The organism is Kiloniella sp., from assembly GCF_048259265.1.
Taxonomy (GTDB): domain Bacteria; phylum Pseudomonadota; class Alphaproteobacteria; order Kiloniellales; family Kiloniellaceae; genus Kiloniella.
In genome coordinates this window covers 153457-168896 of sequence record NZ_JBLXHT010000002.1, presented here as the reverse complement: position 1 = coordinate 168896, position 15440 = coordinate 153457, and the positions used below count along the sequence as shown (strand labels likewise).

Sequence of the window (15440 nt, the reverse complement as noted above, 5' to 3'; positions counted from 1 at the left end):
CCTAACGACGTGTTTTATTCATGTTCTTTTTGGTTTTTGATGTTGGCTCTGCAATCAAGGGATCATCAGGCCAGTAATGTCGCGGATAGCGTCCCTTCATATCCTTTTTCACATCGTGATAGGTATTGGCCCAAAAACCGGCTAAATCGCTGGTAACTTGTAACGGACGTCGCGCAGGGGATAACAAATGGAGACGCAAAAGAATACGACCACCAAAGATTGATGGCGTTACGGATAAACCAAAAAGCTCTTGAAGCCTGACTTCAAGAACAGGCAACATTGAATCACTATAGTTGATTCTGGCTGTATTCCCGGTCGGGAGCTCAATCCGGCTTGGGAAGTTTTCATCCAAAAACTGTCGCTTATCCCAATCCAGAAATGAAAGTAGAATACTTTTAAGATCCAGTGCCTGTAATGCCTTCAGTGTCGTGACATCATCAAGATAAGGCAACAGCCAAGTCTCAACACTAGAGATCAACCCAGCTGTAGAAAAATCAGGCCAATCAACCTTCTCTGCCAGCATCCCAGCAGAGATAACCCGACAGCACAGATGTTCAAAGTCAGCACCTGGGTCAAGGATCGTCAAGCCTTTCCCCCTAACTAACGTCAGAATTTCCTGTTTGATTGCGTCCTGATCAGGTTCCTTAACGCGTGTTTCCTTGAGAATAACTTCGCCACAACGCTCAACCTTTTCCCCCAGAAAAACACCTTTTAAATCATCCAGTCTCACCCGATCTTCGGACACGATGCTTTCAGCATGAAACTTCCGAATTTGACTATCATACACCTCAATAGCCTGATAGACTCGCGCTGAGCCCCCTGCACCTCCAATATTTGTCATCACAAGATAAGATTTTGACGCCAAGGGGTCTAACTCATCCAGCTCGGCCCCCTTACCGCCAGAGAGTTTAAAGCGACCCACTGCATTTTTGCGGAGCTTTCCAATGCGGTCAGGATAGGCAAGAGAAGCCAAACCTCCGGCATACTCTGTATCAATAGCTGTGCCCGGCTTCACACCCAACGCTCTGGCATATTGTTCTGCGGTGCGTTTAACCTGTTTCAAACGATAAGAATCAAATTTGAAACCTCTATCCATCGACTTTCGTGTGAAAGCATCAATCCGAACCAAAAGATCAGTCTGCGTTTTGGTCGATCCATCTTGTAAGATATCCCTTTCAGTTAACAACGCCGCCATAAGGCAACCAAGCCAACCTGCGCCCTCCTCCTTCCCTCTGACAAGCATGTGCGCAAGCCGAGGATGAACAGGAAGTCGGGACATTTTTTTACCGTGATCTGTAATATGATCAGTCTGGTCAATAGCACCTAAAGATCGGAGCAGTTCCAGCGCCTGATTCCAAGATGATTTTGGAGGTACTGTGCACCAATTTAACTCTTCAGGATTTGTAGTCCCCCAGTTCAGCAATTCAAGCACAAGCGAACAAAGATCAGCTTCTTGAATCTCAGGGCGATCCTGTGACACTAACCCGCCATTTTGGGATTCCGGCCACAAACGGTAACAAATCCCCGGTTCCAACCGCCCAGCACGACCAGCTCTCTGATCAGCTGACGCTCTTGAGACACGAATAGTTTCCAACCTCGTTAAACCCGATGAAGGATCAAACCTCGGACTACGCCGAAAACCACAGTCTATTATTATTCTGATGCCCTCAATGGTTAAGCTTGTCTCGGCAATAGAGGTCGCCAAAACAACTTTCCGTTGCCCCCCCTCGACAGGTTCGATTGCTTTTCGTTGTTTCGCCATAGGTAAATCACCATAGAGAGGATAAACCTCGACGTCTGCCGTCGTTTTCTTTGATAACAAAAGGTTTTCTACCCGTTTTATTTCCCCAACACCGGGCAGGAAAGCAAGGATACTTCCTTCCTCTTCCTGAAGAACCCCTTCTATCTTGTCAGCCACATCAAACGGAATATTCTTGCGCTGAGTTTCTCGTCCGTAATTTATATCAACAGGGAAACTCCGACCTTCGCTTGTGACAATTGGCGCATCATCCATCAGGCGAGAAACTGTCTGACCATCCAGCGTCGCAGACATAACAAGAAGCCGAAGATCATCTCGAAGTGCTGCCTGAACCTCGAGACAAAGCGCAAGTCCCAAGTCTACCTGTAAACTACGCTCATGAAACTCATCAAAGATAACCAACCCGACACCAGATAGCTCAGGATCGTTTTGTAGCATTCGAGTTAAGATACCCTCTGTGACAACCTCAATCCTTGTTCTGGCGCTCACTTTCTTTTCCAGTCGGATACGATAACCAACTGTATTGCCAATACCCTCACCCAAAAGCTCTGCCATTCTGGTCGCAGCAGCTCGCGCCGCAAGACGCCGAGGTTCAAGCATGATAATTTTTTTATCACCAAGCCAATCTGAATGGAGAAGGTGCAAAGGAACACCTGTTGTCTTACCGGCACCAGGGGGGGCTTGAAGCACAAGCGAGTTTTTTTCAGCAAGTTTTTGCGCAACTTGTGGAAGAACGGAATCTATGGGTAAGCCAGTCATAACAGGCTTATATCATTACTATCTCTGAGATATCTAGAACTTAGACAAGAAAAGGATTATGCCCTCTACCCAGAGGTCTCAAGACAATTAGCTGTTCCATTGACCTTACAATTAAAGAGCTTGATAGCCTCATCCCCCTTTAAACGCGCTTCATTTTCAATACATTTGGACCAAATATCCAAGCTCTCAAGAAAGTATGTCACTTCTCTTTTGCATTTTTCAAAATCTTTAGCGTCTAAAAACTGAATTTCAATATACTGTTTTGTGCATTTTGGAGGGTCATAACTTGGCTTTTGGCACTCAGCAAGAACGGGGCCAGACCACAATACCCCACCCATAATCAGCGGGAGATACATTTTTTTTAAAATACCTAGCATATCAAGATTTCCGTGGCTTCTGGACAAAAGGAAACCACACATTTCGTACGGCTATCCTTTTCTTGATATCCCAGAATGGTAAAGGAACCGATAACACCCAGATTTCGCCCCCTATATCCATAATGAAAAAAGGGCACCCGAATGGATGCCCTTCTACAATCATCAGCGGTGCAATTAACCAGCTTTTTTTTCTGCTTCCTGCCCACCGGGATTAGGGTTGAAAAATTTCTCGTATTTCCCAGGCAATCCGTTGAATTCATCTGCATCAGAAGGGGGTTGTCCCTGCTCAGTGATATTTGGCCAGATCTCCGCGTACTTGGTATTCATTTCCAGCCATTTTTCAGCTTCTGGATCTGTATCAGGCAAAATCGCTTCTGCGGGACATTCCGGTTCACAAACACCGCAATCAATGCATTCATCAGGGTGGATGACCAGCGTGTTTTCCCCTTCGTAGAAACAATCTACAGGACAAACTTCTACACAATCCATGTACTTGCACTTAATGCAATTATCCGCAACGACATAAGTCATAACGCACTCCAGTAATCAGCCCATTGTCAAAATGACTGAACAATAAAATTAAGATGCTTTATTGTAGCCCAGTTCTTGGTGGCTTTCGATCAAACGCTTACGTAATGAAGACGCCGTTACTTCACCATCCACAGTAGGTTGGTAAAACACATTCACATCGGCAGACTTATTCCGGTTCAAAGAACGAAGCGTCGCATCACTTTTGATCTCAAGCGTATCAAAGCCACAGCGTTGCATAAGCTGGATCTGATCATACAGTACATCACCTATAGCTCTGACCTCCCCTTCAAACCCATAACGCTCTTTTAGAATACGTGCATAGGAATAGGCTCTGCCATCGCCAAAGGCCGGGAAGTTCAAGGCAACCAAAGAGAGTTTATTTAAATCATCCTCGATCAACTCAGGCGACTCATTGCTCTCTAGAAACACACCAAGTTCTAGACCAAGATCGACCAAAGTCTCTTTTTCACTGTTCCAGCGATCAAGTGACACGATGATAGAATCTGCGGCAGGAACTTCAGCTTCGTTATCCAGCTTGGTCCATTTATCAGCAATCTGACGTCCATCTCTTATGAGCGGCATTTTACTCTCTTTTCTTTCAATCTGCCTGACTAGTACGTCCTAAAAACTTCTAAGGACTTTATGCTAGCGATGGCTAGGTTAAACTTTAATCAACAAAAGCTGGCTTGCTTATGCGGTCGTATTCCTTGCGGCACCTGTATCAAGAAAGTGAATACCACACTCGGTCTTATCCTGATTTTTCCAACGTCCGCTTCTTGGGTCTGCGCCTGCCTCAACCTTATCCGTACACGGCATACAGCCTACTGATGGATACCCCTCAGCTTCTAGCGGGTGACGCGGCAGGTTATGCTTGTTGAAATAAGCCGTAATCTCATCACGCTCCCAATAGGCAAGCGGGTTGATTTTAATTCGCGAACCTTCTGCTTCAACAAGCTCCAACTTGGCACGTGTTACAGACTGGAACCTCTTACGCCCGGAAATCCAAGCGTCGAGATCATCAAGCGCACGGTTCATAGGCTCGACCTTGCGCACCCAACAACACATATCTGTGTCTTGATTCCAAAGGATACTCTTGGGATCTTTTTCAGACAGCTTTGCTTCATCGGGCAAGATCTGACGTACATCAGTAAGACCCAAAAACTCGGTCAGTTGACGCCGATACCTATGCGTTTCACCAAATAATTTCCCTGTATCCATAAAGATGACAGGTGTGTTTGGATTAACCTGAGCAACAAGATGCAAAAGGATGGCTGACTCTGTCCCAAAAGAAGAAACAAGAGCAACGCGACCTTTAAATTCATCTTCAATGAGTCGGACAAGGGCATCATGAGTCGACAAATTCCGAACGCTGTCCAGCAATTCTGCTGCGCGGGATTTTGTCGTTTCCATACGCTCTCGTGCGCTTCCTTCTTTTGGTAACAAGGTCGATGCCTTAAGCATAAAGTCTTTCCTTGAACGGAGCCATGCCAACCCGATTATAAGCATCAAGGAAACTTTCCTCGGCACTGTCACGGATTTCCAAGTAGGTGTTCACTACGGTCTCAACCGCATCGACAATTTTATCATAGGCAAATGATGGCCCGATAATTTTGCCGATCGCAGCATTTTCGTTCGCGTTTCCACCCAGCGTAATCTGGTAATACTCTTCACCTTTACGATCGACACCCAAAATACCGATATGACCGACGTGGTGGTGACCACAGGCATTGATACACCCAGAAATCTTTAGCTTTAGTTCACCAATATCATACTGGCGCTCGATATCAGCAAAACGCTTGCTAATGGCCTGAGCAACCGGGATTGAGCGGGCATTTGCAAGGGCACAATAATCAAGACCGGGGCAAACAATCATATCAGAAATCAAGCCAAGATTTCCTGTTGCCAATCCCGCTTCCCGTAAACCAAGGAAAACATCATAAAGATCGTCAAGCTTCACATGTGGCAAAACAAGGTTTTGTTCATGTGTCGCCCGAATTTCATCAAAGCTGTATTTCTCTGCCAGATCAGCAACAACTTCCATCTGATCATCCGTGATATCGCCCGGCGCTTCCCCTTCGGGTTTCAACGAAATATTCGCAATGGCATAGCCAGGCTTCTTATGCGCAATAACGTTCGCACGCACCCAAGTTGCAAAACCGCGATCTTCAAAGCGTTTTACTTCGAACGAACGGGATGTCGCATCAAGCGTTTCAAAAGTTGGTGGCGCAAAGTAATCGTTAATACGATCAACTTCTTCCAACGGTAAGTTCAACGCAGTATCTTTGATCCGGTTCCATTCTTCTTCGACCAGACGACGGATTTCATCAATACCCGTTTCATGCACCAAGATTTTGATCCGGGCTTTGTATTTGTTATCGCGACGACCAATCTGGTTATACACGCGCAAAATGGCTTCAAGATAAGATAACAGATGTTCCTTAGGCAGGAATTCACGAACGACCTTACCAATCATTGGTGTACGTCCCTGACCACCACCAACGTGAACTTCAAAGCCAACTTCACCTTCATCGTTCTTAACAATCGCCAAGCCAATATCGTGAACACGAATGGCAGCACGGTCAGTTGTTGCCCCCGTCACAGCGACCTTGAACTTACGGGGCAAGAAGGTGAACTCTGGATGTAGAGAAGACCACTGGCGAATGATTTCGCAGTAAACCCGCGGATCTTCAATCTCGTCGGCTGCAGCACCAGCATACTGGTCAGACGTTGTGTTTCTTATGCAGTTACCACTGGTCTGGATCGCATGCATCTCAACTTCGGCAAGTTCCTTGAGAATAGCAGGAACATCCTTAAGCACTGGCCAATTATATTGTATGTTCTGACGCGTCGTAAAGTGGCCATAGCCTCGGTCATATTTACGGGCAATATGGGCCAGTTTACGCATCTGCACTGAATTGAAAGTCCCATAAGGAATAGCAACACGGAGCATATAGGCGTGTAGTTGCAGATAGAGACCATTCATCAAACGTAATGGTTTAAATTGATCTTCGGTCAAATCGCCTTCGATACGGCGTTCTACCTGATCCCCAAACTGAGCAACACGTTGTTGAACAAAATCATAGTCAAATTCATCATAGCGATACATTGCGTTATTCCTTAACTGACCCGGATGAAACTGACCCCGATGAATTCGCCGGAGTATTATGACCATACTCAACGGTTGGGCCTTTTGCCCGAATACCTTCCTTGACTGAAAGTGGCTGAAGACCAGATTCATTGCGCCCCACTTTAATCAGGTAAGGACCAACTATAATCTGGTTCGCTTCTGCTTTTTCAGCCTCGGCCAACAACAATGCTTCGCCATCTTTATCTTCAACGGCCTTTGCAGATGAAAAATGATCTGTCCATTCTGCATCTTCACCAAAATAAACAACACCACCACCAAGCAGTCTGTTCGCAGTCATAATTTGCAATGACATATTCTTTACTCTCTCCAAAACGTGCCACTTATTGCGCGGCAACGGCGACTTCATTCAAAAAGGAAGCCGTATTTGTATTTTCCATCGCAGCAGTCGTAATCTGCTGTAAATCTGATGTATCGGCATAGGCCGCAACTGATCCGATAACGATCAGTGAAGGACCAGTCACCTGATGTCGCTTAACCATCTCAGCAGCATCAAAAAGCTGTCCGGGAAGAACCCTTTGATCGATACGCGTACCATTCTCGATGATCGCAATTGGTGTCTTTGGATCCTGGCCGTGTTTAATCAAGCGATCAGATATTTGCCCAGCATTCTTTAGCCCCATATAGAAGACCAATGTTTGGCGACTGTTGATCAAGCTTGACCAATCAGCGGCGGTCATATCATCCCCCGTCTGCCCAGTCACAAAAGTGACCATCGATGCGTGTTCACGATGGGTCAGCGGTATGCCCGATGCTGCTGCGCAACCAACCGCAGCCGTAATCCCCGGAACAACATCAACTTCAATCCCTGCAGATTGCAGTACATCCATTTCTTCACCACCACGACCAAAAACAAATGGATCGCCGCCCTTCAGACGAACAACACGCAGTCCCTTACGTGCTTCACGCACAAGAATGTTATTAATCTCGTCCTGGGTATGGCTGTGATGCCCCGGTTCTTTGCCCACATAAATACGATCTGCATCGCGGCGCACATAGTCGAGAATTTCATCACTGATCAATCGGTCATACACAACAACATCAGCCTGTTGCATAAATCTCATGGCGCGAAAGGTAAGAAGATCCGGATCACCTGGGCCCGCACCAACGATGGCAACATGACCCTCTGCATTTTCCTGTTTCCAGTTCCGGTTAATCAGCCCAAGCATACTCTCGCGGGCAGAAACTTCACGCCCAGACAGAACAGACTCAGCGATGGGGCCATCAAAGAAATTTTCCCAAAACTTTCTACGATCATTACCGTTAGAAATGGTTCCCTTTACCGCCCCGCGAAAACTGTCCGCGAAAGAGGCAAGACGTCCGAGCGCTGGGGGTAACATCCCTTCAATTTTCTCGCGAAGATTACGTGCAAGAATTGGCGCAGAACCACCACTTGAAATACCAATAACAATCGGCGAGCGATCAACAATCGCAGGCATAATGAAATCTGACAGTTCCGGGCGATCAACGGCATTAACCTTAATGCCCAGTGCTCGTGCAGCTTTCGCAACCGCTGCATCAATTTCTTCGATATCAGTTGCCGCAAAAACAAGACTTGCACCTGTAACGTCTTCATTCAGAAATTTACGCCCCAGATGAACAACCTCAGCCTGCGCAACCAGCTCTTCGATCTCGGTACAGAGTGAAGGTGCGATCACAGTTACCGCAGCATCAGCTTTACGAAGCAAACGCAGTTTTCTTGCAGCTAAGTCGCCGCCGCCAACCAAAACAACTTTCTGCCCCTTAAGAGACAGGAAAATCGGAAAGTGATCCATGACACCCTCACACTTATTTCACACATAATTACGAGAAATTATTTTCTCAATCACATTAACTCACAGTGAATAGATGACATGTTTTGAAAAAATTACAAGTAAAAATGAAATTTTTTATTATTTAACACAAAAAATATGTTTTATTTGATTTTAACAATAAACACCAATTATTGAACATAAAATCCATTTTAAAGAATATTTAAATTTCTACAATAAATACAATACACTAGGAAAATTAAACGATTTCAATAACGAATAAATTTACCATACAAGAAAAGGATTTTTCACATTTCTCGTCGGGAAAAAGATAAATACAGGAGAGAAATAAATTTTATATTCACACTTTATTTCGTGTAGTTACTCGCATCAAATCAATAATACACTTCTGGTGTGTGATTACATCCAGTTCTTTTAGATTAGATGTCACAGTGTGCTTTATTATGGAATATACAGCATTCAAAGATAAGTCGGCGGCTTCCATTTCATTTTGCCCCATGAGTATTCTTGCTATGAACATTCCTGTAAACAGATCACCCGCTCCCGAAGGGCCATTTTGTAAAAATGGTGTAGTGTATAACGTTGCATCTTCTCGACGAACGACAAGTGTATGTGTTGTTTCTTTTTCACCAAAATCAGCAGACGTAATCACCACACAACGTAGATTGAAATCTCCCATCAGCTTGCGCGCAGCGGCAACCATATCATTATGGCTCTGGCAACTTGTTGCGGTAAGAGCATCAAACTCAAATTTATTTGGTGTGATAATATCAGCAAGGGGCAACAATTTTTGTGCAATTAATTCTGGTATTCCCGCCTGGACAAAAAAACCTTTTCCGACGTCCCCCATAACAGGATCAAGACAATATATTCCCTTAGGGTTACATACTTTAAACCGCTTTACGGCTTTCTCAATAACATGCCCATTGTCCAGTGTTGCAAGGTAACCGCTCTGAAATCCTGCACTTCCATGAAAAGCGCCACGCTCTTCCAGTCCGGAGAACAGGCCCCGCAAAAGGTCACTCTCTATCGCCTGTCCATAAAAGCTAGAGTGCGCTGGATGGTTGGATAAAATTGTCGTTGGAACTGAATGCACAGATACTCCAAGCTTCTGCATCGGAAATGCCGCCGCAGAATTCCCAACATGCCCATAACAAACATGGGATTGGGCAGAGATAATTGATGGCATAGCTTTTCCCCTACACGAATTCCTCAGGCATGACATGCCTTGCTAAAAGATCTTCTTCAAAAGCCCTTAAGACAAAAATTATTTAAGACAGCGAAACAGGAAAGTCTTCCGTTAGAATAGCTAATTTGATAACCTTTTGTTGATCAATAGTTTCAGCCTCTAATTCAACGACATAATCCGGAAAGTATTTATCGAACCAGCTCTTTACAGGCCCCAGAATACTATTCTGCAAAGAAATGCTCATTAAACCACTCACACGCTTTATATGCTTTAGATAAGCATCCTTTTGATCTCGCGAGTAGAGACGCGTAAACAATCCAAGTACCTTGGCATGGCGCTGCGCAGAAAGAGCATAGTACCACGACATAAAGGCATCTCCCGCGTCACTATCACGATCAATTTCCATCGCCTTGAGATAACGATTGATCATCCTTGTTCTTAACCTGTCATCAATATCACGACGAGCATCTTCAACCAGAGACATCAGATCATAAGGCGCAACACCAAGTACAGCCGTCTGAAAATCCAATAGACCACATGATGCAACACCTTCGCGCCCATTTAAAATCATAAGATTATCAATATGGAAATCCCGCAGAACCAAAGTCGTTGGTAGCAAAGGAAGCGATTTAAAAACCTGACACCAAGCCGACACATAGGCCTGCCGCGCCTCAAGAGACAGAGCTTCACCTTTTATGCTTGGCACATACCAATCCGCCATAATAAGTGCCTCCTTTATCAAAAAGGTTAGGTCATAAGGCGGCATATCGATTTGAGCTAACTTTTCAGATGAATGCATTGTAACCAACACATCAACAGCAAGCTCATAGAGCTTTTCTTCATCCCATCCTGCATTCAAAAGTTTTGCGTAGGTATTATCGCCAAAATCTTCCAGCAACAGAAAACCGTTTTCAATGTCTTCTCGATGGATAACAGGGGTCGAAACACCACAGGATAATAAATGCCGCCCAACCTTTGCAAACACGGCAACAGGTTCAGCAATACCCGGCGGCGCATCCATAACGATCTTTGTCTCATCGCCCTTGGACAACCTGAAGTAACACCGCGCAGAGGCATCAACAGGTAAAGCCTCAACAGCAGCACCTTCCCAACCGGCGTTTTTTATAAAAGCGATTCTCTGCTGCTCTCTTTGATCGGGGATAATGCTCACCAATAGCTCCATTTAACAAAACGCATGTATTCTCAATAGCTTTTCACCTTATATCCGAAAGAGAAAAGGAAAAACAGAAGATGTAACATTCTGGATATTGACAAGATGTATAGACAAGTTATTTTGTATATACATATTCCTGAGTTGGAAAGTTGGAAAAATGAAAAAGAACACACGCACAATCCGCGCGCCACACGGCCCAGAACTTTCATGCGAAAGCTGGTTGAGTGAAGCACCGCTTAGAATGTTGATGAATAACCTCGATCCGGATGTCGCCGAACACCCAGAGGAATTGGTTGTTTATGGCGGGATTGGCCGCGCGGCACGAAACTGGGAATGTTACGATAAAATTGTCGAGAGTTTGAAGAAACTCAAAGACGATCAAACGCTTCTTGTACAATCCGGTAAACCCGTTGGCATTTTCCCAACGCATTCGGATGCCCCTCGCGTTCTGATTGCCAACTCCAACCTTGTTCCAAACTGGGCGAACTGGGAACACTTTAACAAACTGGATAAAGCTGGCCTGATGATGTACGGCCAAATGACCGCTGGATCATGGATCTATATCGGCAGCCAGGGTATTGTTCAGGGCACCTATGAAACTTTTGTCGAAGCAGGACGTCAGCACTATAACGGCGATCTTTCTGGCCGCTGGATATTAACAGGTGGCCTTGGTGGCATGGGCGGCGCCCAACCGCTTTCCGCAACAATGGCCGGCGCCTCTATGCTGGCCGTTGAGTGTCAGGAAGACCGTATTGATATGCGTATCCGTACGGGTTATCTGGATAAAAAGTGCACTGACCTTGATGACGCGCTTAACATTATAAATGATGCCGTTGCCAACAAAAAAGCAATCTCTGTTGGCTTACTTGGCAATGCTGCTGATATCTTCCCGGAACTCGTCAAACGCGGTGTACGCCCTGATATCGTAACCGATCAAACCTCAGCACACGATCCCCTTAACGGATACCTTCCACAAGGTTGGACCTGGGGTGAGTATGTCGAACGATCTCAAAAAGATCCCAAAGGCACAACAACTGCAGCAAAGAAATCCATGGCTGTCCAAGTTCAGGCGATGCTCGATTTCCATGCACAGGGCATCCCGACAGTTGACTACGGTAATAATATCCGTCAGATGGCCCTAGAAGAAGGCGTGGAAAATGCCTTCGATTTCCCGGGTTTTGTTCCAGCCTATATTCGCCCCCTCTTCTGTCGCGGTATAGGCCCCTTCCGTTGGGCTGCACTTTCCGGTGACCCAGAGGACATCTATAAAACGGATCAAAAGGTCAAAGAACTTATTCCGGATGATCCACATCTACACAACTGGCTGGATATGGCGCGTGAACGTATCCACTTCCAAGGGCTTCCATCCCGTATTTGCTGGGTTGGACTAGGGCAACGTCATAAACTTGGCCTCGCCTTTAACGAAATGGTCCGCAATGGCGAGCTTAAAGCACCCGTTGTTATCGGGCGTGATCATCTTGATTCAGGGTCTGTTGCAAGCCCAAACCGTGAAACAGAAAGCATGATGGACGGATCTGATGCTGTGTCAGACTGGCCTTTACTTAACGCGCTTCTAAACACTGCGGGTGGCGCGACATGGGTATCCTTACATCACGGTGGCGGTGTTGGTATGGGCTTCTCGCAACACTCTGGTGTGGTTATCTGTGCTGATGGTACAGAAGCCGCAGACAAACGCTTAGGCCGTGTTCTCTGGAATGATCCCGCGACAGGTGTTATGCGTCATGCAGATGCCGGATATGAAATTGCTAAAAAATGTGCTCGGGATAACAATCTCGACCTTCCTATGGAGTCAGATAAATGAAATCACTAGCCCTGACACCTCGTCAACTAACACTCTCTACTCTTCGCGCCCTTACATTTGATGATGTAAAGATTGAACTGGATCCAGCCTGCAAAGAGCAAATTGCAGCTTCGACCGAAACGGTTCGCGATGTATTAAGAGACGGCAGAACCGTTTATGGCATCAATACCGGTTTTGGACGCCTTGCCTCAACACGCATTGATGACGAGCAGCTGGAAGAGTTACAGAGCAACCTTGTCTTGTCCCACGCGACGGGTATGGGTCCATTGCTTGATGATGAAGTTGTTCGCCTTATTCTTGCACTCAAGGTCACATCACTAGCCCAAGGGTTCTCAGGTATCAGACAGGAAGTTCTTGATTACCTGATCACCTTCTACAATGAAGGCCTTTACCCTTGTATTCCATCAAAAGGATCCGTTGGTGCCTCTGGCGATTTGGCTCCGCTCGCCCATATGTCCGCTTTGATAATCGGTGCAGGAAAAGCCCGTTATAAAGGCGAGATTATGCCTGCCAAGAAAGGTCTGGAGCGCATTGGGTTAAAGCCAATGGTTCTTGGGCCCAAAGAAGGCCTCGCCCTGTTGAACGGAACTCAAGTTTCGACAGCCCTAGCCCTTGTTGGCCTGTTCAGAGCAGAAAACCTGATGAATGCCAGCACACTTATTGGTGCAATGAGTGTTGAAGCGGCCAAAGGATCACATGTTCCCTTTGATCCCCGTATTCAAGAAGCGCGGGGTCAAATTGGACAAGCAGACATCGCATCTGTTTTCAGAACCGTTCTGGATGGTAGCCCGATCAAAGACAGCCACGCAGACTGTTCAAAGGTTCAAGATCCATATTCTCTTCGCTGCCAACCCCAAGTTCTTGGTGCCTGTTTGGACCATATGCGTTTTGCAGCTAGCATTTTCGAACGCGAAGCCAATGCCGTGTCTGATAATCCACTGGTCTTCACAAAAGAGGGCGACATCCTATCAGGCGGCAACTTCCATGCTGAGCCTGTGGCCATGGCATCTGACGTTCTCGCTCTTGCCATTTCGGAAATGGGCGCTCTGTCTGAACGCCGGATTGCTCTCTTGATGGACAGCTCAATGTCAGGATTGCCACCCTTCCTTGTTGCGGGAAGCGGCCTTAACTCTGGCTTCATGATCGCACAGGTTACCGCAGCAGCCTTAGCGTCCGAGAATAAATCCCTCGCTCACCCGGCCTGTGTGGATAGCCTACCAACATCAGCCAATCAGGAAGATCATGTTTCCATGGCAACCTTTGCCGCGAGACGTCTTTCTGATATGGCAAAAAATACGTCGGGTGTTTTGGCTGTCGAGCTTTTATCAGCAGCCCAAGGCATTGACTTTCTCAAGCCACTAAAGACATCACCAACACTTGAAACTGTTATGGAAAGATTGCGCAAAGACGTCGCCTTTTTCGAACAGGACCGTTATTTTGCCGATGATCTGGAAACTGCAGAAAGTTTAGTTTGGGACGGAACCTTTAACAAAATCTCTAAAGCAGACTTCCTACCAAGCCTAGAGAAGAAATAAACGATCATTTTTTCTGCTACGTTTGGCAAAATATTACCCTTAAATATTCATAGCTCCCTTCTAGGGAGCTATGATTGGGTTGGCTATTTATTTTACTGTAATGATACATTCATTTATTTTTCTCAAGCGGCTGACTGATAATAGAAACTTCTCTATCTTTAACAGCATAATAAAAACAATTTGGCCGACCTGTGTGACAAGCTGGCCCGGTTTGATCAACCAACATCAAAACCGTGTCTTCGTCACAATCAAAACGGAACTCGATTAATTTTTGACAATTGCCCGAGGTTTCCCCTTACGCCAAAGCTTTCTACGAGAGCGCGACCAGTAACATACCCGGTTAGTTTCCAGAGTTTCATGGATAGCATCATAATTCATCCAAGCAAGCATTAGCACCTCACCAGTATCATGCTGTTGCGCAATCGCAGGAACCAGCCCTGCATCGTTATAGTTAATTAATTTTGCAATATCAGCACCCATGCCACGACCTTGTATTTATAATTCATCTCAAACTAAAGGTAGAATTTTCTATATTTGGACAGCTCGGTTACTAGTTTTTGGTTGCCAGCCTTCGATTAACTCAATAACAGTACGTTATAACATTACACAACTTAATCAATGGCAAAAAGACATATGACAAAAGAAGCAAAAACCAAGAGCCTCTCAGAAACTCGACAAACTCCTAGTCGTGAGGAGGCTATGCAAGCCGTAAAAACACTCATTTCATGGGCAGGTGACAACCCTGATCGTGAGGGGCTAATTGATACCCCTAAACGCGTCGTAAATGCATATAAGGAATTTTTTGCGGGTTATGAAATGAATCCAGATGAGATCCTTGCCAGAACATTTGAGGAAGTTGAAGGCTATGATGAAATGGTCATCATAAAAAACGTGCGGTTGGAATCACATTGTGAGCACCATATCGTGCCGATACTTGGTAAGGCACATATTGCCTATATCCCTGATAAGCGTGTGGTCGGCATCAGCAAACTAGCTCGTTTAGTTGATGTTTATGCGAAACGCCTTCAAACCCAAGAAACTCTTACAGCCCAGATTGCTGACACACTCGAGCGTGTACTTAAACCTAAAGGTGTTGCAGTTGTCATTGATGCCGGACATCAATGTATGACAACACGTGGTATACATAAGACTGAAACCAGTACGGTCACTAGCCGAATGCTTGGCCTATTCCGTAAAGACCCCCGTACGCGTGCTGAGTTTATGAACCTAATAACTAAAATTTAGAAACTTTATTGGCAAAGATTCTATTCTACATAAGAGTAGCAATTCTGTGGCAGCCTCAATGACTGCGTGCATCCGGAGGAATTAAAATTCACACCCCACCAGATGTGTGCCTCCTAAACCTATCTTTTATTA

At 45.6% G+C, this 15440-nt stretch carries 13 protein-coding genes and 1 pseudogene; 3 read left to right on the top strand and 11 right to left on the bottom strand.

Annotation, left to right across the window (positions count from 1 at the left end; genetic code table 11):
* Position 1: 1 nt before the first annotated feature.
* From hrpB to ACN0QW_RS03925, 10 genes are all read right to left on the bottom strand, one after another.
* The gene (hrpB, locus tag ACN0QW_RS03970) at positions 2 to 2518 is read right to left on the bottom strand and encodes an ATP-dependent helicase HrpB (RefSeq protein ID WP_417428978.1); all 2517 of its coding nucleotides are present in this window, start codon (positions 2516 to 2518) and stop codon (positions 2 to 4) included.
* Positions 2519 to 2583: 65 nt separating this feature from the next.
* Entirely contained in the window at positions 2584 to 2895 is a 312-nt protein-coding gene (locus tag ACN0QW_RS03965) for a hypothetical protein (RefSeq protein WP_417428976.1), read from the bottom strand.
* 174 nt (positions 2896 to 3069) lie between these two features.
* Positions 3070 to 3426, bottom strand: a complete 357-nt coding sequence (gene fdxA / locus ACN0QW_RS03960) for a ferredoxin FdxA (protein ID WP_417428974.1) — start codon at positions 3424 to 3426, stop codon at positions 3070 to 3072.
* A gap of 48 nt (positions 3427 to 3474) precedes the next feature.
* A complete protein-coding gene (locus tag ACN0QW_RS03955) occupies positions 3475 to 4008 on the bottom strand; it encodes a DUF934 domain-containing protein (protein ID WP_417428972.1) in 534 nt (177 codons plus the stop codon).
* A 108-nt stretch (positions 4009 to 4116) separates the two neighbouring features.
* A complete protein-coding gene (locus ACN0QW_RS03950) occupies positions 4117 to 4887 on the bottom strand; it encodes a phosphoadenylyl-sulfate reductase (protein ID WP_417428970.1) in 771 nt (256 codons plus the stop codon).
* On the bottom strand, positions 4880 to 6532 hold the full coding sequence (locus ACN0QW_RS03945) for a nitrite/sulfite reductase (RefSeq protein WP_417428968.1): 1653 nt from the start codon (positions 6530 to 6532) through the stop codon (positions 4880 to 4882). The genes ACN0QW_RS03950 and ACN0QW_RS03945 overlap by 8 nt, the downstream gene beginning before the upstream one ends.
* 4 nt (positions 6533 to 6536) lie before the next feature.
* On the bottom strand, positions 6537 to 6866 hold the full coding sequence (locus ACN0QW_RS03940) for a DUF2849 domain-containing protein (RefSeq protein WP_417428966.1): 330 nt from the start codon (positions 6864 to 6866) through the stop codon (positions 6537 to 6539).
* A 28-nt stretch (positions 6867 to 6894) separates the two neighbouring features.
* Positions 6895 to 8346 carry a siroheme synthase CysG gene (gene cysG, locus ACN0QW_RS03935; protein ID WP_417428965.1) on the bottom strand — a complete coding sequence of 484 codons (1452 nt, stop codon included), beginning with the start codon at positions 8344 to 8346 and terminating at the stop codon, positions 6895 to 6897.
* Between the two features lie 337 nt (positions 8347 to 8683).
* Complete coding sequence (gene pdxY / locus ACN0QW_RS03930; protein WP_417428963.1) at positions 8684 to 9532, bottom strand: pyridoxal kinase; 849 nt, start codon at positions 9530 to 9532, stop codon at positions 8684 to 8686.
* A gap of 82 nt (positions 9533 to 9614) precedes the next feature.
* The gene (locus tag ACN0QW_RS03925) at positions 9615 to 10703 is read right to left on the bottom strand and encodes an aminoglycoside phosphotransferase family protein (protein WP_417428961.1); all 1089 of its coding nucleotides are present in this window, start codon (positions 10701 to 10703) and stop codon (positions 9615 to 9617) included.
* A gap of 160 nt (positions 10704 to 10863) precedes the next feature.
* Here ACN0QW_RS03925 and hutU point away from each other — a divergent pair, with 160 nt between their 5' ends.
* Positions 10864 to 12528: a urocanate hydratase gene (gene hutU, locus ACN0QW_RS03920; RefSeq protein ID WP_417428959.1), complete on the top strand. Its 1665-nt coding sequence runs from the start codon at positions 10864 to 10866 to the stop codon at positions 12526 to 12528.
* On the top strand, positions 12525 to 14063 hold the full coding sequence (gene hutH / locus ACN0QW_RS03915) for a histidine ammonia-lyase (RefSeq protein WP_417428957.1): 1539 nt from the start codon (positions 12525 to 12527) through the stop codon (positions 14061 to 14063). Before hutU ends, hutH begins: the two co-directional genes overlap by 4 nt.
* 109 nt (positions 14064 to 14172) lie before the next feature.
* On the opposite strand, the pseudogene hisI reads toward hutH, so the two are convergent.
* Positions 14173 to 14543: pseudogene (hisI, locus tag ACN0QW_RS03910) on the bottom strand (phosphoribosyl-AMP cyclohydrolase).
* A 153-nt stretch (positions 14544 to 14696) separates the two neighbouring features.
* Between hisI and folE the strand changes: the two are divergent.
* A complete protein-coding gene (gene folE / locus ACN0QW_RS03905) occupies positions 14697 to 15308 on the top strand; it encodes a GTP cyclohydrolase I FolE (RefSeq protein WP_299378931.1) in 612 nt (203 codons plus the stop codon).
* The last annotated feature ends 132 nt before the right edge of the window (positions 15309 to 15440 follow it).

Excerpts from the sequence above, each read along its gene's own strand:
- fdxA (WP_417428974.1), bottom strand. The coding sequence starts at position 3,426 with ATGACTTATGTCGTTGCGGATAATTGCATTAAGTGCAAGTACATGGAT.
- hutH (WP_417428957.1), top strand. The coding sequence starts at position 12,525 with ATGAAATCACTAGCCCTGACACCTCGTCAACTAACACTCTCTACTCTT.
- ACN0QW_RS03965 (WP_417428976.1), bottom strand. The coding sequence starts at position 2,895 with ATGCTAGGTATTTTAAAAAAAATGTATCTCCCGCTGATTATGGGTGGG.
- cysG (WP_417428965.1), bottom strand. The coding sequence starts at position 8,346 with ATGGATCACTTTCCGATTTTCCTGTCTCTTAAGGGGCAGAAAGTTGTT.
- ACN0QW_RS03945 (WP_417428968.1), bottom strand. The coding sequence starts at position 6,532 with ATGTATCGCTATGATGAATTTGACTATGATTTTGTTCAACAACGTGTT.
- pdxY (WP_417428963.1), bottom strand. The coding sequence starts at position 9,532 with ATGCCATCAATTATCTCTGCCCAATCCCATGTTTGTTATGGGCATGTT.
- ACN0QW_RS03955 (WP_417428972.1), bottom strand. The coding sequence starts at position 4,008 with ATGCCGCTCATAAGAGATGGACGTCAGATTGCTGATAAATGGACCAAG.
- folE (WP_299378931.1), top strand. The coding sequence starts at position 14,697 with ATGACAAAAGAAGCAAAAACCAAGAGCCTCTCAGAAACTCGACAAACT.
- hutU (WP_417428959.1), top strand. The coding sequence starts at position 10,864 with ATGAAAAAGAACACACGCACAATCCGCGCGCCACACGGCCCAGAACTT.
- ACN0QW_RS03950 (WP_417428970.1), bottom strand. The coding sequence starts at position 4,887 with ATGCTTAAGGCATCGACCTTGTTACCAAAAGAAGGAAGCGCACGAGAG.
- ACN0QW_RS03940 (WP_417428966.1), bottom strand. The coding sequence starts at position 6,866 with ATGTCATTGCAAATTATGACTGCGAACAGACTGCTTGGTGGTGGTGTT.
- hrpB (WP_417428978.1), bottom strand. The coding sequence starts at position 2,518 with ATGACTGGCTTACCCATAGATTCCGTTCTTCCACAAGTTGCGCAAAAA.